The sequence below is a fragment of the Pseudomonas sp. Pseu.R1 genome, from assembly GCF_045764065.1.
GTDB lineage: Bacteria > Pseudomonadota > Gammaproteobacteria > Pseudomonadales > Pseudomonadaceae > Aquipseudomonas.
Map to the genome: position 1 here is coordinate 3,174,472 of NZ_JBJGEE020000001.1, position 23,080 is coordinate 3,197,551.

Here is a 23,080-nt window from a genome sequence, read left to right on the forward strand (position 1 = left end):
GCATCAAAGACAAAGTCCCCACTCACATTGCGTTATTATGCGCGGCCTGATTTTCGCCCTAGGTGGGTTTTCACAATGCTGGCTCATGTGATGCCGGAGCGTCGATGAACGCTGCGGTCGATAGAGATCTCCCGATGGCCCTGACTCGCACCTCCGTGCGTCCGGCCGATCGCCTGGGTTTTACCCTGCTGATCGCGGCGCTCGTGCATCTGGCGCTGATCCTTGGTGTGGGCTTCACCTACGTCAAGCCGGAAAAGATCAGCCAGACACTGGAAATCACCCTCGCCCCATTCAAAAGTGACACCAAGCCCAAGGACGCCGACTTTCTCGCCCAGGAAAACCAGCAAGGCAGCGGCACCCTCGACAAAAAAGCCGTTCCCAAGACAACAGAAGTCGCGCCCTATCAGGACACCCAGATCAACAAGGTAACGCCTCCGCCTGCCGCCAAACCGGTGGTCAAACAGGAAGCACCGAAAACCGCCGTGGCCACCAAGGCACCCGCGAAAGAAAAGACCGTCGCCAAGCGCGAAGAGGTCAAGCCGGACGAGCCGAAGAAAGCAGCACCCACCTTTGACAGCACTCAGTTGAACAGCGAAATCGCCAGCCTCGAAGCCGAACTGGCCGATGAGCAACAAGCCTACGCCAAGCGGCCGAAGATTCATCGCCTGAGCGCGGCCTCGACCATGCGCGACAAGGGCGCCTGGTACAAAGAAGACTGGCGCAAGAAAATCGAGCGCATCGGCAACCTCAATTACCCCGAAGAAGCCCGACGCCAGCAGATCTACGGCAGCCTGCGGATGATGGTGTCGATCAACCGCGACGGTTCTTTGTATGAAGTACTGGTACTTGAGTCTTCCGGCCAGCCGTTGCTGGATCAGGCCGCGCAACGCATCGTGCGCCTGGCCGCGCCGTTTGCGCCGTTCACCGGGGATCTGTCGGACATCGACCGCCTGGAAATCATCCGCACCTGGAAATTTGCCCGCGGGGACAAACTTTCCAGTAATTGAATGAACCCACCCGCCCCTGTGGGAGCCGGCTTGCTGGCTCCCACAGCTACAGTGCCCGGCCGGAATCAATTGGTGCATGTAGTCGTGCGCTCGCCCCTCATCAGCAACATGAAACCTGAACCCCGTCGCGATTTATCCACCCCTGCGTCGGTTCTGCCAGTTGTCACAACTGCCCCACGGCGCCACACTAGGGCTCATGAAAAACGTCACTCCGTCGTACCTCAAGCACCAATTTCTGATCGCCATGCCCCACATGCACGATGAGAACTTTTCCCAGACCTTGACCTACATCGTCGAGCACAACGCCAATGGCGCGATGGGGCTGGTGATCAACCGCCCGCAAAGCCTGTCACTGGCAGACATCCTCGAACAATTACGCCCGGAAATGACGCCGCCTGCGCGCTGTCAGCACATCCCCATTCATGTCGGCGGCCCGGTGCAGACCGACCGCGGCTTCGTCCTGCATCCGCCCGGCCAAGTATTCCAGGCCACGGTCGATCTGGGTGGCGTAGCGCTCTCCACCTCGCAAGACGTACTGTTTTCCATCGCCGACGGTTACGGCCCTGATCAAAATCTGATCACTCTGGGCTACGCAGGCTGGGACGCAGGCCAACTGGAAGCCGAATGTGCCGCCAACGCCTGGCTGAACTGCGCGTTCGACCCGGCCATTCTCTTCGAACTCGACAGCGACCAGCGCCTCAATGCCGCTGCCGCAAAACTGGGCGTGAACCTGAACCTGCTGACCAGCCAGGCGGGGCACGCCTGATGGCCGCGTTGCGTCTACTGCTAGGGTTCGACTACGGCACCAAACAGATCGGCGTCGCTGTCGGGCAGGTCATCACCGGCCAGGCCCGCGAGCTGTGCACCTTGAAAGCCCAGAACGGCGTGCCCGACTGGGACAGGGTCGAGGCGCTGATCAAGGAATGGAAACCCGACGCCATCGTGGTCGGCCTGCCCTTGAACATGGACGGCACGCCCAGTGAGATGAGCGCCCGCGCCGAAAAGTTCTCGCGCAAGCTCAACGGCCGCTTCAACCTGCCCGTCTACACCCACGACGAACGCCTGACCACCTTTGAAGCCAAGGGCGAGCGCATGTCCCGAGGCGGTCAGCGCGGCAGTTTCCGCGACAATCCGGTGGATGCCATCGCCGCAGCGCTTCTGCTGCAAGGCTGGCTGGAAGCCAATGGCGCACTGTTTGAAGACTGAGCGTGACGGCTGAGTTTGAAACCTGAGCGCTATACACTGCACCGAATCTGAGTTTTGGCCCGGTCCGTTGCCGTCTGCACGACCGGGCTCTTGAAGGAGCGACCATGAGCAGCCTGCCGAACCCCGCCGAACTGATCAGCCAGATGGCGATCGACCTGACCGCATACCTGAATAAAAGAAGCATCAGCGAGCCACGCTTCATTGGCATTCGCACAGGTGGCGTGTGGGTCGCTCAAGCCCTGCTTGAGGCCTTGGGCAGCCAGTCGCCGCTGGGCACGCTTGACGTGTCGTTCTACCGCGATGACTTCAGCCAGAACGGCCTGCACCCGCAGGTGCGCCCATCGGAGCTACCTTTCGAGATCGAAGGCCAGCATCTGGTGCTGATCGACGATGTGCTCATGAGCGGGCGCACCATTCGCGCCGCCCTCAACGAGTTGTTCGACTACGGCCGCCCTGCCAGCGTAACGCTGGTCTCGCTGCTGGATCTGGACGCCGCCGAGCTGCCGATTCGCCCGAATGTGACCGGAGCGACGCTGAACCTGTCTCCCAACGAGCGCGTCAAGCTGTCCGGCCCGACGCCGCTGACGCTTGAACTGCAAGACCTTTCCACCGATTCCGCCGCCCTCTAAGAGTCCTTTGCGATGACGCCTCTCGACGCCAAGCGCCCGCTGCAACTGAACCATCAGGGTCAGTTGCAACATTTTCTCTCGCTCGACGGTTTGCCCCGCGAACTGCTCACCGAAATCCTCGACACCGCCGACTCGTTCCTTGAAGTCGGCGCGCGGGCGGTGAAGAAAGTCCCGTTGCTACGCGGCAAGACCGTTTGCAACGTGTTCTTCGAAAACTCCACGCGCACCCGCACCACCTTCGAGCTAGCGGCGCAACGGCTGTCGGCGGACGTCATCACCCTGAACGTCTCGACTTCGTCCACCAGCAAAGGCGAGACCCTGTTCGACACCCTGCGCAACCTTGAGGCCATGGCCGCCGACATGTTCGTCGTGCGCCATGCCGACTCGGGTGCCGCGCACTTCATCGCTGAACACGTCTGCCCACAGGTGGCGATCATCAACGGCGGCGACGGCCGTCATGCGCACCCGACTCAGGGCATGCTCGACATGCTGACCATTCGCCGCCACAAGGGCGACTTCAAGAACCTCTCGGTGGCCATCGTCGGCGACATCCTGCACTCCCGCGTGGCGCGCTCGAACATGATCGCGCTCAAGGCACTGGGCTGCCCGGACATCCGCGTGGTCGCCCCAAAAACCCTGCTGCCGATTGGCGTCGAGCAGTATGGTGTGAAGGTCTACACCGATCTGGCCGAAGGCCTGAAAGACGTCGACGTGGTGATCATGCTGCGCCTGCAACGCGAGCGTATGTCGGGTGGCCTGCTGCCGAGCGAGGGCGAGTTCTACCGCCTGTTCGGCCTGACCACTGCGCGTCTGGCCGGTGCCAAGCCGGACGCCATCGTCATGCACCCCGGCCCGATCAACCGGGGCGTGGAAATCGAGTCGGCAGTGGCCGACGGCGCCCACTCAGTGATCCTCAATCAAGTCACCTACGGCATCGTAGTGCGCATGGCCGTCTTGTCCATGGCCATGAGCGGCCAAACCGCACAACGTCAGTTCGAGCAGGAGAACGCCCAGTGAAGTTCAGCATCCTTGGCGCTCGCGTCATCGACCCTGTCAGCGGTCTGGACCAGGTTCTCGACATTCACCTGGAAGCCGGAAAGGTCCTCGCCCTCGGTGCGGCCCCAGCCGATTTCGTTCCGACGCAAACCATCGACGGCAAAGGCCTCGTCGCTGCACCCGGCCTGGTCGACCTGAACGTATCCCTGCGCGAGCCGGGCTACAGCCGCAAAGGCAGCATCGCCAGCGAAACCCGCGCCGCCGCAGCGGGTGGCGTGACCAGTTTGTGCTGCCCGCCCCGGACCAAGCCGGTTCTGGACACCTCGGCGGTTGCAGAGCTTATTTTGGACCGCGCCCGCGAGGCCGGGCACAGCAAGGTGTTTCCAATCGGCGCGCTGAGCAAGGGCCTCGAAGGCGAGCAACTGGCCGAACTGATCGCCCTGCGCGACGCAGGCTGCGTGGCGTTCACCAACGGCCTGACCCACTTCGGCAGCAACCGCACGCTGTGCCGCGCGCTGGAATACGCGGCGACGTTTGACCTGACCGTGATCTTCAACTCGCAAGATCATGATCTGGCCGCAGGCGGTTTGGCTCACGATGGCCCGACAGCGGCTTTCCTCGGCCTGCCGGGCATTCCGGAAACCGCAGAGACGGTGGCGCTGGCTCGTGATCTGCTGTTGGTCGAACAAAGTGGCGTGCGTGCGCACTTCACGCAACTGACCAGCGCCCGTGGCGTTGAATTGATTGCTCAGGCGCAAGCTCGCGGCCTGAAAGTCACCGCTGACGTTGCGCTGTATCAACTGATTTTGACCGATGAAGCACTGATCGACTTCTCAAGCCTCTATCACGTGCAACCACCGCTGCGCACCCGCGCTGATCGCGATGCGCTGCGTGAAGCGGTCAAGTCCGGCGTGGTGCAGGCAATCGCCAGCCATCACCAGCCCCATGAACGAGATGCGAAGCTGGCCCCGTTCGGCGCAACTGAGCCGGGTATCAGCAGCGTGGAGCTGTTGTTGCCACTGGCAATGACACTGGTGGAAGACGGCCTGCTGGACCTGCCGACGCTACTTTCGCGCCTGAGCGCAGGTCCGGCTGCGGCATTGCGCTTGCCAGCGGGTCAGATTGCAGCGGGGGCTGCGGCGGATTTGGTGTTGTTCGACCCGGCGGCGTCGACCGTCGCTGGCGAGAAGTGGCTGTCCAAAGGCGAAAACTGCCCGTTCACAGGGCATTGCCTGCCGAGCGCGGTGAAGTACACCTTTGTGGATGGACGCATCAGCTACATCGCGTGATGTAGTCCCGCGTCTGATTGACACAATCGGCCCTAACGGCAACGCAAAACCTGTGGGAGCCGGCTTGCTGGCGAAAGTGGAGTGTCAGTCAGCTGATTCATAGCTGACCCACCGCTTTCGCCAACAAGTCGGCTCCCACAATTGTCCCGCGTGTCTTCAATGACGCTCTGCGTTTTTCACTGAGACCTGGTCATTCAGCGTCCAGAAGTCATACAGCACCCCTAGAAACGCCAACCCGCCGGTCAAGAGGTAAAGGATCCCGGTGATCCATTTGCCCTGATACATCCGATGCACGCCAAACACACCGAGAAACGTCAGCAGAATCCAGGCGACGCTGTAATCGGTTGAGCCTGCATGAAAACGCAAGTCCGCCTCGCGATCCATCGATGGAATTAGAAACAGGTCGATCAGCCAGCCAATCCCCAGCAAACCGAAAGTGAAAAACCAGATCGTCCCGGTCACAGGTTTGCCGTAATAAAAGCGATGAGAACCGGTGAAGCCGACGATCCACAACAGATAGCCCATCACTTTGCTATGCGTGTCCGGGCGCTGGCCGTCAGGGTAATAGGTGTTCATTGGGTTCCTCTTTTGCACCGATAGAAAAAAATATGCGTAACTTTTGTGACTTTAGTAGCGCCGTCCGACGTATGGTTTGAACATCTGCGACTTCGTGCAAACCCTTGATACGTAAGGCGTTGACTACAGTCATGTGACAGTTTTACCGCCAAATCTGACTTTCAGGGCAGTAAATTGTTCGACAAATGGGATCAGCGCGCTTGAAAAAGCTGTTATAAAGTTGCGCGCTGACCCACATGAGCCCTGCCTAATGCGTCCATTTTTAAAGACATGGCTGACTATTTGTCTATTTATGCCACTGGCCGCCCACGCCACCAATCGTGAGCAATCGCTGCCACCGAGCTTCACCGGTTTCACCGCGAAAAGTCATCCTTCGCAAACCACGGTAGCCAGCAACATCGCCACTCAGGAGGCCATCGAAGAAACCGCAACACCTCTTGAGACGTCCAGCAAGAAAAGCCGAGCGACCAAAGGCAAGAAAGCCCAAAGCACTCGCAAGATTTCGAAGAACACCGTCGCCCTCGCTTCTGCCGGGCAGGCGGGGACCAAGCAAAGCAGCAACGTGGTGAACCGGGCCGTCAAGGCCATCGGCACCCCGTATCGTTGGGGTGGCACCAGCCCGACGAAAGGCTTCGATTGCAGCGGTCTGGTGAAATACGCGTTCAACGATGTGAGCGAAGTGGACCTGCCTCGCACCTCCAACGCCATGGCTGAAGGCCATGGGCAGAAGGTCGATCGCAAGGACCTGAAACCGGGCGACTTGCTGTTCTTCAACATCAAGAGTCGCAAGGTGAACCACGTCGCGATCTACCTGGGTGATGGCCAGTTCGTGCACGCCCCTCGTCGCGGCAAGGCCGTGACCGTCGACACGCTGAACAAGCCGTACTGGGACAGCCACTACGTGATCGCCAAGCGCGTATTGCCCAAACAGCCGCCGAGTCATAAAGGCACGGTGCGGGTCGCGCAGCGCTGATACGCGGCATTCTGTCTGACGACGGAAAAACTTGTGGATTGCAATATCTGTGGGAGCGAATTCATTCGCGAGACAGTCGTACAGCCGATAGAGATTGATCGGATGTACCGGCCAATCGCGAATGAATTCGCTCCCACAATTGTTTGCAGCGTCTGAGCGCTAGAAATTATCCGGCGTCTTCGCCTTCTCGCGAGCGCTCTCCCGCGTGATCAGCCCCTTGCTAATCAGATCTTTCAGACACATGTCCAGGGTCTGCATCCCTAGCGCCCCGCCGGTCTGAATAGACGAGTACATCTGCGCCACCTTGTCCTCTCGAATCAGGTTACGGATCGCCGAAGTGCCGATCATGATTTCGTGCGCCGCCACTCGACCGCCGCCCACCTTCTTCAACAGCGCCTGAGACACGATGGCATGCAGCGACTCGGAGAGCATCGAGCGAATCATCGATTTCTCCTGCGCCGGGAACACGTCCACGATCCGGTCGATACTTTTCGCCGCCGACGTGGTGTGCAGCGTGCCAAACACCAAGTGGCCCGTTTCCGCAGCCGTCAGCGCCAGACGAATGGTTTCCAGGTCCCGCAGCTCGCCCACCAGAATCACGTCCGGGTCCTCCCGCAGTGCCGAGCGCAATGCTTCAGCAAAGCCGCGAGTGTCGCGGTGGACTTCACGTTGGTTGATCAGGCTTTTCTTGGACTCGTGAACGAATTCGATAGGGTCTTCGATGGTGAGGATGTGGTGATGCTTATTGGCGTTCAGGTAATCGACCATCGCCGCCAGCGTCGTCGATTTACCGGAACCCGTAGGGCCGGTGACCAGCACTAGGCCGCGAGGAACGTCTGTAATCTTCCGAAACACTTCCCCCATGCCCAACTCTTCCATGCTCAGGACCTTCGATGGAATGGTCCGGAACACGGCGCCCGCGCCACGGTTCTGGTTGAAGGCGTTGACCCGAAAGCGCGCCACCCCCGGCACTTCAAAAGAGAAGTCCGTTTCCAGATCTTCCTCGAAGTCCTTGCGCTGGCGGTCGTTCATGATGTCGTAGATCAGCGCCTGTACCTCTTTCTGGTCCAGCGCTGGCAGATTGATCCGTCGCACATCGCCGTCCACACGGATCATCGGTGGCAGGCCAGCCGAGAGGTGTAAGTCCGACGCGCCTTGCTTGGCACTGAAGGCAAGCAGCTCGGTAATATCCATACAGCTCCTCATCACATAGAATGCCGCAGACTTTAGCCCTGCTGGCGCAAATCAATGTCCACGATAGCAGAGAACATTTCAACGCTCGCAGAGCGAATTCGCATCGCAGCGCAGGCCGCTCAACGCGACCCGGCGACCGTCAGGCTGCTGGCCGTGAGCAAGACCAAACCAGCCAGTGACCTACGCGAAGCGTACGACGCGGGTCTGCGCGACTTCGGCGAGAACTACCTCCAGGAAGCCCTCGGCAAACAGACCGAATTGAGCGATTTGCCCTTGATCTGGCATTTCATCGGCCCCATCCAGTCAAACAAGACTCGCGCCATCGCCGAGCATTTCGACTGGGTACACTCCGTGGATCGTCTGAAAATCGCACAACGCCTGTCCGAACAGCGCCCTGCTGAACTGCCCCCGCTCAACATCTGCATTCAGGTCAACGTCAGCGGTGAAGCCAGCAAGTCCGGCTGCACGCCTGAAGAGCTGCCTGCGTTGGCGCAAGCGATCAACGCCCTGCCCAATCTGAGATTGCGCGGCGTGATGGCAATTCCCGAACCCACCGAAAACAGCGACGAACAGAACGCTGCCTTTGCTGCCGTGCGCAGCCTGCAAGACCAACTGAAGCTGCCGCTGGACACCCTTTCCATGGGCATGAGCCACGACCTGGAAGCCGCCATTGCACAAGGCGCAACCTGGGTGCGGATCGGCACGGCCCTCTTTGGCGCCCGTGATTACGGGCAGCCCTAACCTTTGCCTCACAGGAAATCGTTCATGAGCAAGACTCGTATTGCGTTCATCGGCGCCGGCAACATGGCTGCCAGCCTGATTGGCGGCATGCGCGCCCAAGGCGTCGAGGCTGAATTGATCCGCGCCAGCGATCCTGGTGCCGAAACGCGCGAGCGCATCAGCAAAGAACACGGCATCAAAACCTATGCCGACAACTCAGAGGCCATCGAAGGCGCTGACGTCGTTCTGTTGGCGGTCAAGCCGCAGATGATGAAAGCCGTTTGCGAGGCGCTCAAACCCTCGTTGAAACCAAATCAGCTGATCGTCTCGATTGCCGCCGGTATCACCTGCGCCAGCATGAAAGGCTGGCTCGGCGAGCAACCCTTGGTGCGCTGCATGCCCAACACCCCGGCGCTGCTGCGTCAGGGCGTGAGCGGTTTGTACGCCACCGCGGACGTGACGACGGCTCAGCGCCAACAGGCGGAAACCCTGCTTTCGGCTGTGGGCATCGCGCTGTGGGTCGACACCGAAGCGCAGATCGACGCCGTCACTGCCGTTTCCGGCAGCGGCCCTGCGTACTTCTTCCTGCTGATCGAGGCGATGGCAGCTGCTGGCGTCAAGTTGGGCCTCTCGCCTGAGGTCGCCAAGCAACTAAGCCAGGAAACCGCGCTGGGTGCCGCACGCATGGCCACTACCAGCGATGTCGATGCCGCCGAGCTGCGTCGTCGCGTCACCTCGCCTGCGGGCACCACGGAAGCGGCGGTCAAATCGTTCCAGGCGGACGGTTTCGAAACGATCGTTGAAAAGGCGCTTGGCGCCGCTGCACATCGCTCGGCCGAACTCGCCGAACTGCTGGGCAAATAAGGAGCGATTTATGAATGCACTCACCGGCGCCACGATTTTCGTCATTCAGACGCTGATCAGCCTGTACCTGACCATCGTTCTGCTGCGCTTCGTGCTGCAACTGGTCAAAGCCAACTTCTACAACCCGCTCAGCCAGTTCGCCGTGAAGGCCACTCAGCCTCTGCTCAAGCCGATTCGCCGCATCGTTCCAAGCGTGCTGGGGCTGGATACGTCGTCGCTGCTGCTGGCCATCGTGATTCAGGCGCTGTTGATGGCCTTCGTGCTGATGATGACCTACGGCACCATCGGCGACTTCCCGCACCTGTTGATGTGGGCAATCATCGGTATCACCTCGTTGCTGCTGAAGATCTTCTGGGTGGCGATGATCATCATGGTGATCGTCTCGTGGATCGCCCCCGGCACCCACAACCCGGCGGCCGAGCTGGCCTACCAGATCAGCGAGCCGATCCTGGCGCCGTTCCGCCGCATCGTCCCGAACCTGGGTGGCATGGACATCTCGCCGATTTTCGCGTTTCTGGCGATTCAGGTGGTGCAGTCGTACGTCATGCCTGAACTGGCGGGCTATGCCGGTATGCCGCAAGAGTTGTGGCGGATGATCTGATCCCCAGCCTTGACACTCCCCTGTAGCAGTCCGGCTTGCCGCGACAGCGATCATTCAGACGCTACCGCCATCAAGCCGGACTGCTACGGGAGTTGTGTACGCCACTCCTGTTGTTTGCTTGCCGCTCCCCCCCGCGATCTTTAGACTTACGCCTCATTTCAGTGAGAGCAGGGTCGATGTCCACGGTCTTTCCCGAAGATTCTGTTGGTCTGGTCACGCCGCAAACGGCGCATTTCAGCGAGCCACTGGCTCTGGCCTGCGGTCGTTCGCTGGCCGCATACGACCTCATCTACGAAACCTACGGTCAACTCAACGCCGCCAAAAGCAACGCGGTGTTGATCTGTCACGCCTTGTCCGGCCATCACCACGCTGCCGGTTACCACAGCACCGAAGACCGCAAGCCGGGCTGGTGGGACAGTTGCATCGGCCCCGGCAAGGCGATCGACACCCACAAATTCTTCGTCGTCAGCCTGAACAACCTCGGCGGCTGCAATGGTTCCACCGGCCCCAGCAGTATCAACCCGGAAACCGGCAAGCCGTTCGGCGCCGATTTCCCGGTACTGACCGTCGAAGACTGGGTGCACAGTCAGGCGCGACTGGCCGACACCCTCGGCATCATTCAATGGGCCGCCGTGGTCGGCGGCAGCCTGGGTGGCATGCAGGCGTTGCAGTGGACGATGACCTATCCGGACCGCGTGCGCCATTGCCTGGCAATCGCCTCGGCGCCCAAGTTGTCGGCACAGAACATCGCCTTCAACGAAGTCGCGCGCCAGGCCATCCTCACCGACCCCGAATTCCATGGTGGCTCGTTCCAGGAACAGGGCGTGATCCCTAAACGCGGCTTGATGCTGGCGCGTATGGTCGGCCACATCACTTACCTGTCCGACGACTCGATGGGCGAGAAATTCGGCCGTGGCCTGAAAAGCGAAAAGCTGAACTACGACTTCCACAGCGTCGAGTTTCAGGTCGAAAGCTACCTGCGTTATCAGGGCGAAGAGTTCTCCGGGCGTTTCGACGCCAACACTTACCTGCTGATGACCAAGGCGCTGGACTATTTCGACCCGGCCGCCAATTTCAACGACGATCTGGCCGCGACCTTCGCCAACGCCACCTCGAAATTCTGCGTGATGTCCTTTACCACCGACTGGCGCTTCTCCCCTGCCCGTTCGCGGGAACTGGTGGACGCGCTGATGGCCGCGAAAAAGGACGTTTGCTATCTGGAGATCGACGCACCGCAAGGCCACGACGCCTTCCTGATGCCGATTCCGCGCTATTTGCAGGCCTTCACCAGCTACATGAACCGAATTGCACTCTGAGGACACCATGAGAGCCGACCTGGAAATCATCCAAGACTGGATACCGGCAGGCAGCCGCGTGCTCGACCTCGGCTGTGGCGACGGCGAATTGCTGGCCTGGCTGAAGGACAACAAGCAAGTGACCGGCTACGGTTTGGAAAACGACCCCGATAACATCGCCCATTGCGTGGCGCGGGGCGTTAACGTCATCGAGCAGGATCTGGACAAGGGCCTGGGCAACTTCGCCAGCAACAGCTTCGACATTGTGGTCATGACCCAGGCGCTGCAAGCCGTGCATTACCCCGACAAGATCCTCGACGAAATGCTGCGCGTTGGCCGCCAGTGCATCATCACCTTCCCGAACTTCGGTCACTGGCGCTGCCGCTGGTACCTGGCAAGCAAGGGCCGGATGCCGGTGTCCGAGTTCCTGCCGTACACCTGGTACAACACGCCAAACATCCACTTCTGCACGTTCGCGGACTTCGAAGAACTGTGCCGCGGGCGTTCAGCGAAGGTCATTGATCGGCTGGCGGTGGATCAACAGCATCGCCACGGTTGGACCAGCAAGCTTTGGCCTAATCTGTTGGGTGAGATCGGCATCTATCGAGTCAGCAGCCCTACGTTGCAGGACCACCAGATCGCCGTGTAATCCCGACAAGAAGGAGAACGATCATGGCGCGCCTGCTAACCCTGCTGGGCCTGTTGATGACGCTCGCCATGTCAGCGATGGCCGCCGACAGCGCCAGCCCGACACGACAACAGCAGTTCGGCGACCTGATCGTTCATTACAACGCCTTCGCCTCCGGCATGCTGCAACCGGCGATTGCCGCGGAATACGGCCTGACCCGCAGCAAGGGTCAAGGCGTGATCAACATCACAGCGATCAAGGACGGCAAGACCGTCATGGCCAGCGTCGACGGCTCGGTCGCCGACCTGACCGGGCGCAAGAAAACCTTGAGCTTCAAGTCGATCAGTGAGAACAGTTCGATTAATTACATCGCCCAGTTCGCTGTGGAGCCTGATACCTCGGCCACTTACGTGTTCACGATCAACGTCAAAGCGGCTGACGGCGAAACCCACACGCTCAGCTTCAACCAACAGATTTTCTCGGACGAATGATGAATTTTTCCCAACTCGTACTGGCCAGCCACAACGCAGGCAAACTCAAAGAACTTCAGGCCATGCTCGGCGGCAGCGTAAAACTGCGCTCTATCGGCGAATTCAGCAGCGTCGAACCTGAAGAAACCGGCCTGTCGTTCGTCGAGAACGCCATCCTGAAAGCCCGCAATGCCGCACGCATTTCCGGGCTGCCTGCATTGGCGGACGACTCGGGCCTCGCGGTGGACTTTCTGGGCGGCGCGCCGGGCATTTATTCCGCTCGTTACGCCGATGGCAAAGGCGACGCGGCGAACAACGCCAAACTGCTCGACGCTCTGAAAGACGTGCCCGAAGAACAACGTGGCGCGCAGTTCGTCTGCGTGCTGGCGCTGGTTCGTCATGCCGATGACCCGCTACCGATTCTCTGCGAAGGGCTGTGGCATGGGCGCATCCTGACCGCCGCCAGCGGCGAACATGGTTTTGGTTACGACCCACTGTTCTGGGTGCCGGAGCGCAATCTGTCGAGCGCAGAGCTGACGCCTGCCGACAAGAACCAGATCAGCCATCGCGCCCGCGCCATGGCCATTCTGCGTCAGCGTCTGGGTTTGTAATGGTCAGTGATCTTCACACTCGGCCGCTGATCCTTGGCGCGGCCGGTCTCAGTTCGGAATCGGCACGACCTCCGCTGGCCGAGCTGCCCCCGCTGTCGCTGTACATCCATATCCCCTGGTGCGTGCGTAAATGCCCGTATTGCGATTTCAACTCCCACACCGCCAGCGCCGTGCTGCCGGAAGAGGAGTATGTCGACGCGCTGCTGGGCGATCTCGATCAGGATTTGACTCACGTCTATGGCCGTGAGCTGAGCACGATCTTCTTCGGCGGCGGCACGCCAAGCCTGTTCAGCGCAGAAGCCCTAGGACGGCTATTGAGGGGCGTCGAGCAACGCATTCGTTTTGCGCCGGACATCGAAATCACGCTGGAAGCCAACCCCGGCACCTTTGAACAGGTCAAATTCAGCGCCTATCGCGGCCTGGGGATCAACCGCCTGTCCATCGGCATTCAGAGCTTTCAGGAAGCCAAGCTCAAGGCCCTCGGACGCATTCACAATGGTGATGAAGCCGTGCGCGCGGCGGACATGGCGCGTCAGGCCGGTTTTGATAACTTCAACCTGGACTTGATGCACGGGCTACCCGATCAGTCCGAGGATGACGCGCTGGGCGATCTGCGTCAGGCCATCGCCCTCGCGCCGACGCATTTGTCTTGGTATCAGTTGACCCTAGAGCCCAATACCGTGTTCTGGAATCAACCGCCGACGCTGCCGGAAGACGACATCCTCTGGGACATCCAAGAGGCCGGTCAGGCGCTGCTGCGAGAAAACGGCTACGCGCAATACGAAGTTTCGGCCTATGCACAGCCAGGACGTATTGCACGCCATAACCTGAACTACTGGAGTTTCGGTGATTTCATCGGCATCGGTGCTGGCGCCCACGGCAAACTCAGCCACCCTGACGGCCGCATCGTTCGCACCTGGAAAACCCGGTTGCCCAAGGATTACCTGAACCCGGCCAAGCCGTTTCAGGCGGGCGAAAAGCTGTTGCCGCTGGATGAAATGCCGTTTGAATTCCTGATGAACGCCCTGCGCCTGACAAATGGGGTCGACGCTGCATTATTTCAGCGCCGCACCGGTCTAAGCCTCGATTCGCTCGCCAGCGCGCGTCAGCAAGCCGAACAAAGAGGTTTGCTGGAGGCCGATCCCACGCGTCTGGTAGCGACTGCCCGAGGTCAACTGTTCCTCAATGACCTGCTGCAGGATTTTCTTCTTTAAGGCTTAACGCTAAGGAAACTGAATGGACCTCGTACTCGACCTGCTGGCCACTGTCTCACGCTGGAGTCGCAGCAACCTGTCGGAAATCGCGCTGGCGTTGGTGGGCTGCCTGTTGATCCTGTTTGGCGCAGATATCAAAGGCTGGATCGAAGGCCGGTTGAGCAGCTTTGCCGGTGCCTTGCGCGTCCCGGTCATGGCGCTGCTGTGCACCATCGGTAGCGGCGCTGCGCTGATTTACGCCACGCCATGGGTCGTGCGCGGACTCAGCCAGTTCAACAACTACAGCCTGGCGCCGGTATTGCTGGTGGTGCTGGTCTTGATTGGCGTGGTGGCTGATCGCAAGTGATGGACATCGCACCCGTAGGCTTCACGGGTGCGACGCTTTCATTAGCGAATGCTCTGGATGCTGCCTTTGTTGCCGGTAACCTTGACGTTCACCTGCTTGAAGATGAAGTAATCGTTGACGGTCACTTCATAACGCGGCGCTACAATCAGGTCTGAACCGGACGACTTCACCGCCTTGTAGGCCGCCGCAGCCTTGGCTTGGGAGACCGGGTCCGGCAGAGGCAAGCCCATGCCGCCACCGCTTGCGCCGCCATACGTCACACCGTCAGCGAATTGAGTATCGCCGCCGATGTTCAACCAGCCGAACAGAATGTTGCTGGACGATTCACCCTGAATGGTTTCGCCAACTTTCACGTCCGCCTTGAGATCGGTCGTCACATCGCCAGAAAGCGACGCAACCGGTTGGCTCATGTTGTAGCTGACACAGCCACTCGTCGTTGCGATCAGCGTAGCGACTGCGGCCATTTGCCAGATATTTTTCATCATCATTCCCCGTTTTCAACATTGATAGGTGCAACGGCAGGACGATAGCGATCAAATTTGGCGAGCGAAGCAGGAGGGTTCTGACGGGGGTGTAGTTTCGCTTTGAAGGGGCTGAAGGATGAATCCTACAAGAATCCACCGATCCAGATCATGAACGACTGTGGGAGCGAACTCATTCACGATTGGCCGGTACAGACGGTATATCCCTATCGTCTGCAATAGCTCATCGCGAATGAATTCGCTCCCACTGGTTTGCGCGTCTCTGCACCCTCATCGGTGCAGCACGGTCAGATCAAGCGATCTTTTCGAACTTCAGATCCCATACCCCATGCCCCAAGCGCTCGCCACGGCGTTCGAACTTGGTGATCGGGCGCTCCGCAGGGCGCGGAACGCATTTGCCGTCTACGGCCAAGTTGCGATAACCCGGCGCGACGTTCATCACTTCCAGCATGTATTCGGCATAAGGTTCCCAGTCGGTGGCCATGTGCAGAATGCCGCCCGGCTTGAGCTTGCTGCGCACCAGCGCCGCGAATTCGGCCTGCACGATACGGCGCTTGTGATGGCGCGCCTTGTGCCACGGGTCCGGGAAGAACAGCATCAGGCGATCGAGGCTGTTATCGGCCACGCAACGGTTGAGCACTTCGATCGCATCGCAATCGTAGACTCGCACATTGGTCAGGCCTTGGGTCAGCACGCCATTGAGCAGTGCACCGACACCCGGACGGTGCACTTCAACGCCGATGAAATCCTGTTCAGGCGCAGCCGCTGCCATTTCCAGCAGCGAGTGGCCCATGCCGAAGCCGATTTCCAGCGTGCGTGGCGCGGAACGGCCAAACACCTGATCGAAATCCACCGGCGCGTCCGCCAGCGGCAAGACAAACAGCGGCTTGCCTTGGTCCAGACCGCGTTGTTGGCCTTCGGTCATGCGACCGGCGCGCATCACGAAGCTCTTGATGCGCCGATGATGGCTGTCATCGCCCTGGGCTTTACCGTCTTCGTCGTTCATCACTTCGTCGTCCGGAAGTGGGTCGGGCGTTTGCGAATCAATCATCAACAGGCTCTTACTTGATCAGACCATCCAGCGGCGAGGACGCGCTGGCATAGAGTTTTTTCTGCATACGCCCAGCCAGGTAAGCCATACGGCCTGCCAGGATGGCGTGTTTCATGGCTTCGGCCATCAGGATCGGTTGCTGCGCGTGGGCGATGGCCGAGTTCATCAGCACCGCTTCACAACCCAGTTCCATGGCGATGGTGGCGTCGGACGCAGTGCCAACACCGGCATCGACCAGCACCGGGACTTTCGATTCTTCAAGAATGATCTGCAGGTTGTACGGGTTGCAAATGCCAAGACCGGTGCCAATCAGCCCCGCCAGCGGCATGACCGCACAGCAGCCGATTTCCGCCAGTTGACGCGCGATGATCGGGTCATCGCTGGTGTAGACCATCACGTCGAAACCATCCTTGACCAGCGTTTCAGCGGCCTTGAGGGTTTCGATTACGTTGGGGAACAGCGTCTTCTGGTCAGCCAGCACTTCCAGCTTGACTAGGTTGTGGCCGTCAAGCAGTTCACGGGCTAGGCGGCAGGTGCGCACGGCTTCGATGGCGTCGTAGCAACCTGCGGTGTTCGGCAGGATGGTGTAGCGGTCCGGCGGCAGCACGTCGAGCAGGTTCGGTTCGCCCGGGTTTTGGCCCAGATTGGTCCGGCGCACGGCGACGGTGACGATCTCGGCACCCGAGGCTTCGATGGCCAGACGGGTCTCTTCCATGTCCTTGTACTTGCCGGTGCCGACCAACAGGCGCGACTGGAAAGTACGACCGGCCACGGTAAACGGCTTGTCGCTACGAACGTTGCTCATTGGAAATCCTCTTTATGGTTGAGGTTCTTGCAATTCTTCTGGATCGGGCAGCAGCGCGAGGCTGAAAGGCCTAGCCGCCGCCGATGGCATGCACCACTTCGACCTGATCACCTTCGTTCAGCGTCGTGGAAGCATGCTGGCTGCGCGGCACGATATCCAGATTGAGCTCGACCGCAATTCGACGCCCGGCCAGGTCCAGACGGGTCAACAACGCCGCAACGGTCTCGCCGTCGGGCAGTTCGTAGGATTCACCGTTCAACTGAATGCGCATGCGAAGGCAGCCATCATTTTAGGGGGCGTGCATTCTAGCCCGATCAGTCAGGATGAAAAAGGCAAAGCAGCGCCATTCGTCATGCGCAACCCTTTAAAGGGTATCCACGCCCAAACGCCACGCGGTCCAGCCCAAAATGAACCAACCGACCAGGAAACACAGGCCACCAATCGGCGTGATGATGCCCAACTTGCTGACACCCGTCAGGGTCAGGGCATAGAGGCTGCCGGAGAACAACAGAATGCCCAGCGTAAATGCTATACCGGCGTAGCTGACCAGCCGCCCCTGAATCTGCGTAGCGAGAATCGCGACGCCAAAGATCGCCAGCGCATGGATCAACTGGTACAGCACACCGGTATGAAAAATCGCCAGGTACTCCGGGGTTAGCCGGTTTTTCAAGCCGTGGGCGGCAAAGGCGCCTAGCCCAACACCGGTGAATCCGAAGAAAGCGGCCAACATCAGAAAGGTTCGAAGCATGTGTAACTCCAGGTTCAATGGCACGTGATCTGTATAATGGCCCGCTCAACGGGTTCGGCCAAGCCATCTCTATGCTGCGTTTTCTTCTTCGTCGTATCACCAAAGGCCTGCTCTGGTTCGCAGTGGCCAGTGTCGTGCTGGTTTTGATTTTTCGTTTCGTGCCTCCGCCCTTTACGGCGTTGATGGTCGAGCGCAAGGTTGAATCCTGGTTCGATGGTCAACCTATCGATCTGCAACGTGATTGGGAGCCGTGGGAGAAAATTTCCGACGATCTGAAAGTCGCGGTCATTGCGGGTGAAGACCAGAAATTCGCCGAGCACTGGGGTTTCGATATCGACGCCATCCAGGCCGCACTGGTTCACAACGAACGAGGCGGCTCAATTCGCGGCGCCAGCACCCTGAGCCAGCAAGTCTCGAAAAACCTGTTCTTGTGGTCGGGTCGCAGCTACTTCCGTAAGGGGCTGGAAGCCTGGTTCACGGCGTTGATCGAAGTGTTCTGGTCCAAGCAGCGGATTCTTGAGGTTTACGTCAACAGCGTTGAATGGGACGACGGCGTGTTCGGCGCCCAGGCAGCGGCTCAGCAACACTTCCACGTGAATGCCAGCCAACTGTCGATGCAGCAGGCCAGCTACCTTGCCGCCGTACTGCCCAACCCACGGGTCTGGAGCGCCAGCCATCCGAGCAGCTACGTATCACAACGTGCCGGGTGGATTCGCCAGCAGATGCGTCAGTTGGGTGGGGATGAGTATCTGGTGGGGTTGAATCACAGCCGTAAGTGGTGAAATTACAAACCTGTAGGAGTGCCGCCCAAACCAAGCTCACTCCTACAGGTGATTAGGCAACTACACAAACAAAAACGCCCCGAGCATCTCGGGGCGTTTTTCGTTTCGGTTGGTCGCTTACGCTGCAATCGACAGCTTGAGCTTGTTCATCGCGCTCTTTTCGAGCTGACGAATACGCTCGGCAGAGACGTTGTACTTCTCGGCCAGGTCATGCAGCGTTGCCTTTTCCTCAGCCAGCCAGCGCTGGTAAAGGATGTCGCGACTGCGTTCATCGAGCACACTCAACGCTTCGTGCAGGTTCGCCGTCGAGCTATCAGACCAATCGGCGTCTTCCAACTGACGCGCCGGATCGTAACGATGGTCTTCCAGATAGTTGGCTGGCGACTGAAATGCGCTGTCGTCGTCCGCTTCCGCCGCCGGATCGAACGCCATGTCCTGGCCCGTCAGACGGCTTTCCATTTCGCGCACTTCACGCGGCTCAACGCCAAGGCTTTCCGCTACGCGATGCACTTCTTCGTTGTTCAGCCAGGCCAGACGCTTCTTCTGGCTGCGCAGGTTGAAAAACAGCTTGCGCTGGGCCTTGGTGGTCGCGACTTTCACGATGCGCCAGTTGCGCAGGATGAACTCGTGAATCTCGGCCTTGATCCAGTGCACAGCGAAAGACACCAGACGAACGCCCATTTCTGGGTTGAAACGCTTCACGGCTTTCATCAAGCCGACGTTGCCTTCCTGGATCAGGTCAGCCTGAGCCAGTCCATAACCGGAATAACTGCGTGCGATATGCACGACAAAACGCAGGTGGGCGAGCACCATCTGCCGAGCCGCCCCTAGATCCTGCTCGTAATAGAGACTCTCGGCCAGTTCACGCTCCTGCTCGGGAGTCAGCAATGGAATGCTGTTCACCGTGTGCACATAGGCTTCCAGGTTTGCACCCGGAACCAAGGCATAAGCAGGTTGCAAAGAATTGGTCATACGAAAAAACCTCCTACACATGACTCGTGCAGTTCAGCACTGCGAAATTGACCGGGGACCGCGAAACAAGTTCCCTTAAGTTGAAAAGTCAATAGATGAAACAAAATTTACGCTACAAACATGAACCCAACATTAACACTCAACGCGGCGCCAGCTCTCTCAGGTGACGCGCAACCGCAATCCACGCACCGATATACCCCAACAACACAGCCCCTAGCAAGAGTGACAGACCATCAGCCACTGGCACACCGGCCAGCGAGAAATTGCTGCCGTACAGCCCCGCCAAGCGGATGACCGCCTCATTGAGCCAGTCCAGACCAAAGGCCAGGATGCCCCACGAGAAGATCCCCGCGCCGAAGCCATACAACGCGCCCATATAAAGGAAGGGCCTGCGCACATAGCTGTCGGTGCCGCCCACGAGTTTAATCACTTCGATCTCTGTGCGGCGGTTTTCGATATGAAGACGGATGGTATTGCCTATCACCAATAACAATGCGACAACCAACAGCACCGTCAAACCGAATACGAAGCGATCACCCAGCTTGAGGATCGCTGCCAGCCGCTCGACCCAGACCAGATCCAGTTGCGCCTGTTGCACCTTGGGCAGTTCAGCGAGTTGTGTACGTAATGCCTCAAGCCCCGCCTTGTCAACTTCCAGTGGCGTCACCAGCACGACGCCAGGCAGCGGGTTTTCCGGCAACTCCTTGAGGGCTTCACCCAGACCCGATTGCTGTTGGAACTCGTTCAATGCCTGATCGCGGGAGATGTACTCCGCTTCGGCGACGCCGTTCATCTCCTTGATCCGGCTGACCAGACTTTGCCCTTCGCTTGGCGACGCATCCAGTTGCAAATAAAGCGAAATTTGCGCGGCGCGCTGCCACGATCCACCCAAGCGCTCGACGTTGCTCAACAGCAACGACAAGCCCATGGGCAAGCTCAACGCAACGGCCATCACCAGACAGGTGAAGAAACTGCCAATCGGTTGTTTGCCCAGACGGCGCAGGCTGTCGGCCATGCTGGAGCGGTGAGCCTCGATCCAGGCGTTGAACAACTCGCCAAAACTCGGGCCGTCGTCGTCATCGTGGCGTTTCTTTTTCTGTTTCTGTGGCCCCGGCTCGGCGGCCTTGGGCGCGACGCGTTCGGATACCTTGGGACTGCGAGTGGCACTCATACGCCAGCCTCCCCATCACCGATCAGTCGGCCGCGTTGAAGCGTGAGCATGCGATGGCGCATCCGGGCAATCAATGCGAGGTCGTGACTGGCAATGAGCACGCTGGTGCCCAGTCGGTTGATGTCTTCGAACACACCCATGATTTCTGCCGCCAGCCGAGGGTCGAGGTTACCGGTTGGTTCGTCCGCCAACAGCAACGCCGGGCGATGAACGATGGCACGCGCAATACCGACGCGCTGCTGCTGACCGGTGGACAGGTCGCCAGGGTACAGCTCGGCCTTATCGGACAGCGCAACGCGCTCCAGCGCAGAATCCACACGCTTGGTGACTTCGGCCTTCGACAGCCCGAGGATCTGCAACGGCAATGCGACGTTGTTGAACACCGTGCGATCAAACAACAACTGGTGGTTCTGGAACACCACGCCGATCTGACGACGCAAGAAAGGGATCTGCGCGTTGCTGATCTGGCCCAGGTCCTGTCCGGCCAGCAACAGCTTGCCCGAGGTGGGGCGCTCCATCGCCAACAGCAGACGCAACAGGGTACTTTTACCGGCACCGGAGTGACCGGTTACAAACAGAAATTCACCACGACGCACTCGAAAGCTCAGCTCATGCAAGCCGACGTGTCCGTTCGGATAGCGTTTACCGACCTGTTCGAAACGAATCATGTGCGCTCCCGCTCGGCGAATAGGGCTTGAACAAAGGGTTCAGCCTCAAAAGTCCGCAAGTCGTCGATGCCTTCGCCGACACCGATGTAACGAATCGGCAGTCCGAATTGCTTGGCCAGCGCGAAGATCACTCCGCCTTTTGCCGTACCGTCGAGCTTCGTCAATGCCAGGCCCGTCAGGTTGACGGTCTGGTTGAATTGCTTGGCCTGATTGATGGCGTTCTGGCCAGTGCCCGCGTCGAGCACCAGCAGCACTTCGTGTGGCGCCGCTTCGTCGAGCTTGCCGATCACACGACGAACCTTTTTCAGCTCTTCCATCAGGTTGTCTTTGGTGTGCAGGCGACCCGCCGTGTCAGCGATCAGCACATCAATGCCACGGGCCTTGGCGGCCTGAACGGCGTCATAGATCACCGAAGCCGAATCAGCCCCCGTGTGCTGGGCAATGACCGGAATCTTGTTGCGCTCACCCCAGACCTGAAGCTGTTCGACCGCTGCGGCACGGAAGGTGTCGCCCGCTGCGAGCATGACTTTCTTGCCTTCAAGCTGAAGTTTTTTGGCCAGCTTGCCGATGGTAGTGGTCTTACCCGCGCCGTTGACGCCGACGACCAGAATCACGAACGGCTTGTGCTCGGCGGCGATCACCAGCGGTGCTTCCACCGGTTTGAGCATTTCCGTCAGTTCGCTTTGCAACGATTTGTACAGCGCATCGCTGTCGGTCAGCTGTTTCCGCGCCACTTTCTGCGTCAAATTCCGCACGATCAGCGACGTTGCTTCAACGCCAACATCGGCGGTGAGCAAGCGGGTTTCCAACTCGTCGAGCATGTCGTCGTCGATGGCCTTTTTGCCCAGAAACAGGCTGGCCATGCCTTCGCCAAGACTGGCGCTGGTTTTCGACAGGCCCTGTTTCAGGCGGGCGAAGAAGCCGGGCTGTTTAGGCTGGGCTGGCTCAACAGGCGACGGGACCGGCGGTTCGGCAGCAATAGGAGCTGGCGATGTTTCGACTACCGGCGCTGGCTGCGTCGGCGCGACAACGGATGCGGGTTGCGTCAGGGCAGGCAAATCGTTGCCGGCGACAGGATCCGGCAGCGCCACGGGCACCGGCTCGATCGCGGGGGGCGCTTCGACAACCGGAGAGGGTGCAGGAGCTGCAACCGCTGTCGGCACGTGCGACGCCGTGTGCGCTGGAATCGCAGGCGTCACATGGGGTTCGCTCTCATCGGTCAGCGCGACCGGCTCTTCGGCAACAGGCAGCTTCAGCCAAGGCTCGGCGGCAGGCTGTGCGTCGACAGCATGTTCCGGCTCAGGCGCAACAAAGGTGTGCGATGCAGGGCTGGTGGGCGGAATGGTCGGAGGCGTTTGCGGCTCGGCGAGGGGCGAAGTCGACTCAACGACAGGCTCAGGGGCTGCAACGGGGGATTCTGCTGGCTGTTCGGCGACGGTTTCCTGCGGCTTTTTGCGCAGCCATCCGAACAGGCCTTTCTTCTCGCCAGCCTGGGCTGGGGTCTTCTTGTCGTCGTTGGAACCAAACATGGAGGACGGCTATCTCAAGGTAGCGACGCGCCAGACCGGCGCCTCTGAAAAATTCTGTATGCGAAACAGACTGTTTTTAAGTCCGCTCGTTCATCAGCTGGCCCGGCGCAGGACGATACTGAAATCACTTCGAAGCGTGAAGCCGCATGCGCTGGTTTCAGCTCATGGGCCATCGCTTATCCGAAAACTCCTACATCTTAGTCGTGGTCGGCGAGCAAACTGGCCGCTATCCTAACACCCCCGCGCCCGCCGA

Annotated in this window: 28 protein-coding genes; 17 read left to right on the plus strand and 11 right to left on the minus strand. The window is 59.6% G+C overall.

Annotation, left to right across the window (positions count from 1 at the left end; all coding sequences use genetic code 11):
* The first annotated feature begins 104 nt into the window (after window positions 1-104).
* From ACI5GA_RS14715 to ACI5GA_RS14740, 6 genes are all read left to right on the plus strand, one after another.
* Window positions 105-1,007, plus strand: a complete 903-nt coding sequence (locus tag ACI5GA_RS14715) for an energy transducer TonB (protein WP_404636702.1) — start codon at window positions 105-107, stop codon at window positions 1,005-1,007.
* A 196-nt stretch (window positions 1,008-1,203) separates the two neighbouring features.
* A complete protein-coding gene (locus ACI5GA_RS14720) occupies window positions 1,204-1,773 on the plus strand; it encodes a YqgE/AlgH family protein (RefSeq protein ID WP_421423114.1) in 570 nt (189 codons plus the stop codon).
* Window positions 1,773-2,213: a Holliday junction resolvase RuvX gene (ruvX, locus tag ACI5GA_RS14725; protein ID WP_404636704.1), complete on the plus strand. Its 441-nt coding sequence runs from the start codon at window positions 1,773-1,775 to the stop codon at window positions 2,211-2,213. The genes ACI5GA_RS14720 and ruvX overlap by 1 nt, the downstream gene beginning before the upstream one ends.
* A gap of 104 nt (window positions 2,214-2,317) precedes the next feature.
* Window positions 2,318-2,842 carry a bifunctional pyr operon transcriptional regulator/uracil phosphoribosyltransferase PyrR gene (gene pyrR / locus ACI5GA_RS14730; RefSeq protein ID WP_404636705.1) on the plus strand — a complete coding sequence of 175 codons (525 nt, stop codon included), beginning with the start codon at window positions 2,318-2,320 and terminating at the stop codon, window positions 2,840-2,842.
* A gap of 12 nt (window positions 2,843-2,854) precedes the next feature.
* Window positions 2,855-3,859, plus strand: coding sequence for an aspartate carbamoyltransferase catalytic subunit (locus ACI5GA_RS14735; protein WP_421423118.1), 1,005 nt, complete (start codon window positions 2,855-2,857; stop codon window positions 3,857-3,859).
* Window positions 3,856-5,127, plus strand: a complete 1,272-nt coding sequence (locus tag ACI5GA_RS14740; RefSeq protein WP_404636707.1) for a dihydroorotase — start codon at window positions 3,856-3,858, stop codon at window positions 5,125-5,127. The genes ACI5GA_RS14735 and ACI5GA_RS14740 overlap by 4 nt, the downstream gene beginning before the upstream one ends.
* Window positions 5,128-5,283: 156 nt before the next feature.
* On the opposite strand, the gene ACI5GA_RS14745 is transcribed toward ACI5GA_RS14740, so the two are convergent.
* Window positions 5,284-5,703 (minus strand): NINE protein, encoded by a 420-nt coding sequence (locus tag ACI5GA_RS14745; protein WP_404636708.1) that lies wholly within the window; start codon window positions 5,701-5,703, stop codon window positions 5,284-5,286.
* 250 nt (window positions 5,704-5,953) lie between these two features.
* Between ACI5GA_RS14745 and ACI5GA_RS14750 the strand changes: the two genes are divergently transcribed.
* Window positions 5,954-6,676, plus strand: coding sequence for a C40 family peptidase (locus ACI5GA_RS14750; protein WP_404636709.1), 723 nt, complete (start codon window positions 5,954-5,956; stop codon window positions 6,674-6,676).
* A gap of 159 nt (window positions 6,677-6,835) precedes the next feature.
* On the opposite strand, the gene ACI5GA_RS14755 is transcribed toward ACI5GA_RS14750, so the two are convergent.
* Entirely contained in the window at window positions 6,836-7,870 is a 1,035-nt protein-coding gene (locus ACI5GA_RS14755) for a type IV pilus twitching motility protein PilT (protein ID WP_421423120.1), read from the minus strand.
* Between the two features lie 54 nt (window positions 7,871-7,924).
* Here ACI5GA_RS14755 and ACI5GA_RS14760 point away from each other — a divergent pair, with 54 nt between their 5' ends.
* The 9 genes from ACI5GA_RS14760 (at window position 7,925) to ACI5GA_RS14800 (ending at window position 14,619) form a co-directional block, all read left to right on the plus strand.
* A complete protein-coding gene (locus ACI5GA_RS14760) occupies window positions 7,925-8,611 on the plus strand; it encodes a YggS family pyridoxal phosphate-dependent enzyme (RefSeq protein ID WP_404636710.1) in 687 nt (228 codons plus the stop codon).
* Between the two features lie 24 nt (window positions 8,612-8,635).
* Complete coding sequence (proC, locus tag ACI5GA_RS14765) at window positions 8,636-9,454, plus strand: pyrroline-5-carboxylate reductase (RefSeq protein WP_421423123.1); 819 nt, start codon at window positions 8,636-8,638, stop codon at window positions 9,452-9,454.
* Window positions 9,455-9,464: 10 nt separating this feature from the next.
* The gene (locus ACI5GA_RS14770; RefSeq protein WP_404636714.1) at window positions 9,465-10,055 is read left to right on the plus strand and encodes a YggT family protein; all 591 of its coding nucleotides are present in this window, start codon (window positions 9,465-9,467) and stop codon (window positions 10,053-10,055) included.
* A gap of 176 nt (window positions 10,056-10,231) precedes the next feature.
* Complete coding sequence (gene metX / locus ACI5GA_RS14775; protein ID WP_404636716.1) at window positions 10,232-11,371, plus strand: homoserine O-succinyltransferase MetX; 1,140 nt, start codon at window positions 10,232-10,234, stop codon at window positions 11,369-11,371.
* 7 nt (window positions 11,372-11,378) lie between these two features.
* Window positions 11,379-11,999: a methionine biosynthesis protein MetW gene (gene metW / locus ACI5GA_RS14780; RefSeq protein WP_421423126.1), complete on the plus strand. Its 621-nt coding sequence runs from the start codon at window positions 11,379-11,381 to the stop codon at window positions 11,997-11,999.
* 23 nt (window positions 12,000-12,022) lie between these two features.
* Window positions 12,023-12,469: a DUF4426 domain-containing protein gene (locus ACI5GA_RS14785; RefSeq protein ID WP_421423128.1), complete on the plus strand. Its 447-nt coding sequence runs from the start codon at window positions 12,023-12,025 to the stop codon at window positions 12,467-12,469.
* Window positions 12,466-13,059, plus strand: a complete 594-nt coding sequence (gene rdgB / locus ACI5GA_RS14790; protein WP_404636722.1) for an RdgB/HAM1 family non-canonical purine NTP pyrophosphatase — start codon at window positions 12,466-12,468, stop codon at window positions 13,057-13,059. The genes ACI5GA_RS14785 and rdgB overlap by 4 nt, the downstream gene beginning before the upstream one ends.
* The gene (hemW, locus tag ACI5GA_RS14795) at window positions 13,059-14,273 is read left to right on the plus strand and encodes a radical SAM family heme chaperone HemW (protein ID WP_421423130.1); all 1,215 of its coding nucleotides are present in this window, start codon (window positions 13,059-13,061) and stop codon (window positions 14,271-14,273) included. Before rdgB ends, hemW begins: the two co-directional genes overlap by 1 nt.
* A 22-nt stretch (window positions 14,274-14,295) precedes the next feature.
* Complete coding sequence (locus ACI5GA_RS14800; RefSeq protein WP_062385487.1) at window positions 14,296-14,619, plus strand: DUF3392 domain-containing protein; 324 nt, start codon at window positions 14,296-14,298, stop codon at window positions 14,617-14,619.
* Window positions 14,620-14,660: 41 nt separating this feature from the next.
* On the opposite strand, the gene ACI5GA_RS14805 is transcribed toward ACI5GA_RS14800, so the two are convergent.
* From ACI5GA_RS14805 to ACI5GA_RS14825, 5 genes are all read right to left on the minus strand, one after another.
* On the minus strand, window positions 14,661-15,101 hold the full coding sequence (locus tag ACI5GA_RS14805; RefSeq protein ID WP_421423133.1) for a hypothetical protein: 441 nt from the start codon (window positions 15,099-15,101) through the stop codon (window positions 14,661-14,663).
* Between the two features lie 292 nt (window positions 15,102-15,393).
* Window positions 15,394-16,107: a tRNA (guanosine(46)-N7)-methyltransferase TrmB gene (gene trmB, locus ACI5GA_RS14810; protein WP_404637015.1), complete on the minus strand. Its 714-nt coding sequence runs from the start codon at window positions 16,105-16,107 to the stop codon at window positions 15,394-15,396.
* 55 nt (window positions 16,108-16,162) lie between these two features.
* Window positions 16,163-16,957, minus strand: coding sequence for a thiazole synthase (locus tag ACI5GA_RS14815; protein ID WP_108237662.1), 795 nt, complete (start codon window positions 16,955-16,957; stop codon window positions 16,163-16,165).
* Window positions 16,958-17,027: 70 nt separating this feature from the next.
* Complete coding sequence (gene thiS / locus ACI5GA_RS14820; protein WP_404636728.1) at window positions 17,028-17,228, minus strand: sulfur carrier protein ThiS; 201 nt, start codon at window positions 17,226-17,228, stop codon at window positions 17,028-17,030.
* A gap of 93 nt (window positions 17,229-17,321) precedes the next feature.
* Window positions 17,322-17,705, minus strand: coding sequence for a DUF423 domain-containing protein (locus ACI5GA_RS14825; protein ID WP_404636730.1), 384 nt, complete (start codon window positions 17,703-17,705; stop codon window positions 17,322-17,324).
* Between the two features lie 71 nt (window positions 17,706-17,776).
* Between ACI5GA_RS14825 and mtgA the strand changes: the two genes are divergently transcribed.
* Entirely contained in the window at window positions 17,777-18,487 is a 711-nt protein-coding gene (mtgA, locus tag ACI5GA_RS14830) for a monofunctional biosynthetic peptidoglycan transglycosylase (protein ID WP_421423136.1), read from the plus strand.
* 117 nt (window positions 18,488-18,604) lie between these two features.
* Here the strand turns inward: mtgA and rpoH are convergent, their stop codons facing one another.
* From rpoH to ftsY, 4 genes are all read right to left on the minus strand, one after another.
* Window positions 18,605-19,459 (minus strand): RNA polymerase sigma factor RpoH, encoded by an 855-nt coding sequence (rpoH, locus tag ACI5GA_RS14835; RefSeq protein WP_404636734.1) that lies wholly within the window; start codon window positions 19,457-19,459, stop codon window positions 18,605-18,607.
* 139 nt (window positions 19,460-19,598) lie between these two features.
* Window positions 19,599-20,630: a permease-like cell division protein FtsX gene (gene ftsX / locus ACI5GA_RS14840; RefSeq protein ID WP_421423139.1), complete on the minus strand. Its 1,032-nt coding sequence runs from the start codon at window positions 20,628-20,630 to the stop codon at window positions 19,599-19,601.
* The gene (gene ftsE / locus ACI5GA_RS14845) at window positions 20,627-21,298 is read right to left on the minus strand and encodes a cell division ATP-binding protein FtsE (RefSeq protein ID WP_108237657.1); all 672 of its coding nucleotides are present in this window, start codon (window positions 21,296-21,298) and stop codon (window positions 20,627-20,629) included. Before ftsE ends, ftsX begins: the two co-directional genes overlap by 4 nt.
* The gene (gene ftsY / locus ACI5GA_RS14850; RefSeq protein ID WP_404636739.1) at window positions 21,295-22,827 is read right to left on the minus strand and encodes a signal recognition particle-docking protein FtsY; all 1,533 of its coding nucleotides are present in this window, start codon (window positions 22,825-22,827) and stop codon (window positions 21,295-21,297) included. The genes ftsE and ftsY overlap by 4 nt, the downstream gene beginning before the upstream one ends.
* Window positions 22,828-23,080 lie beyond the last annotated feature (253 nt).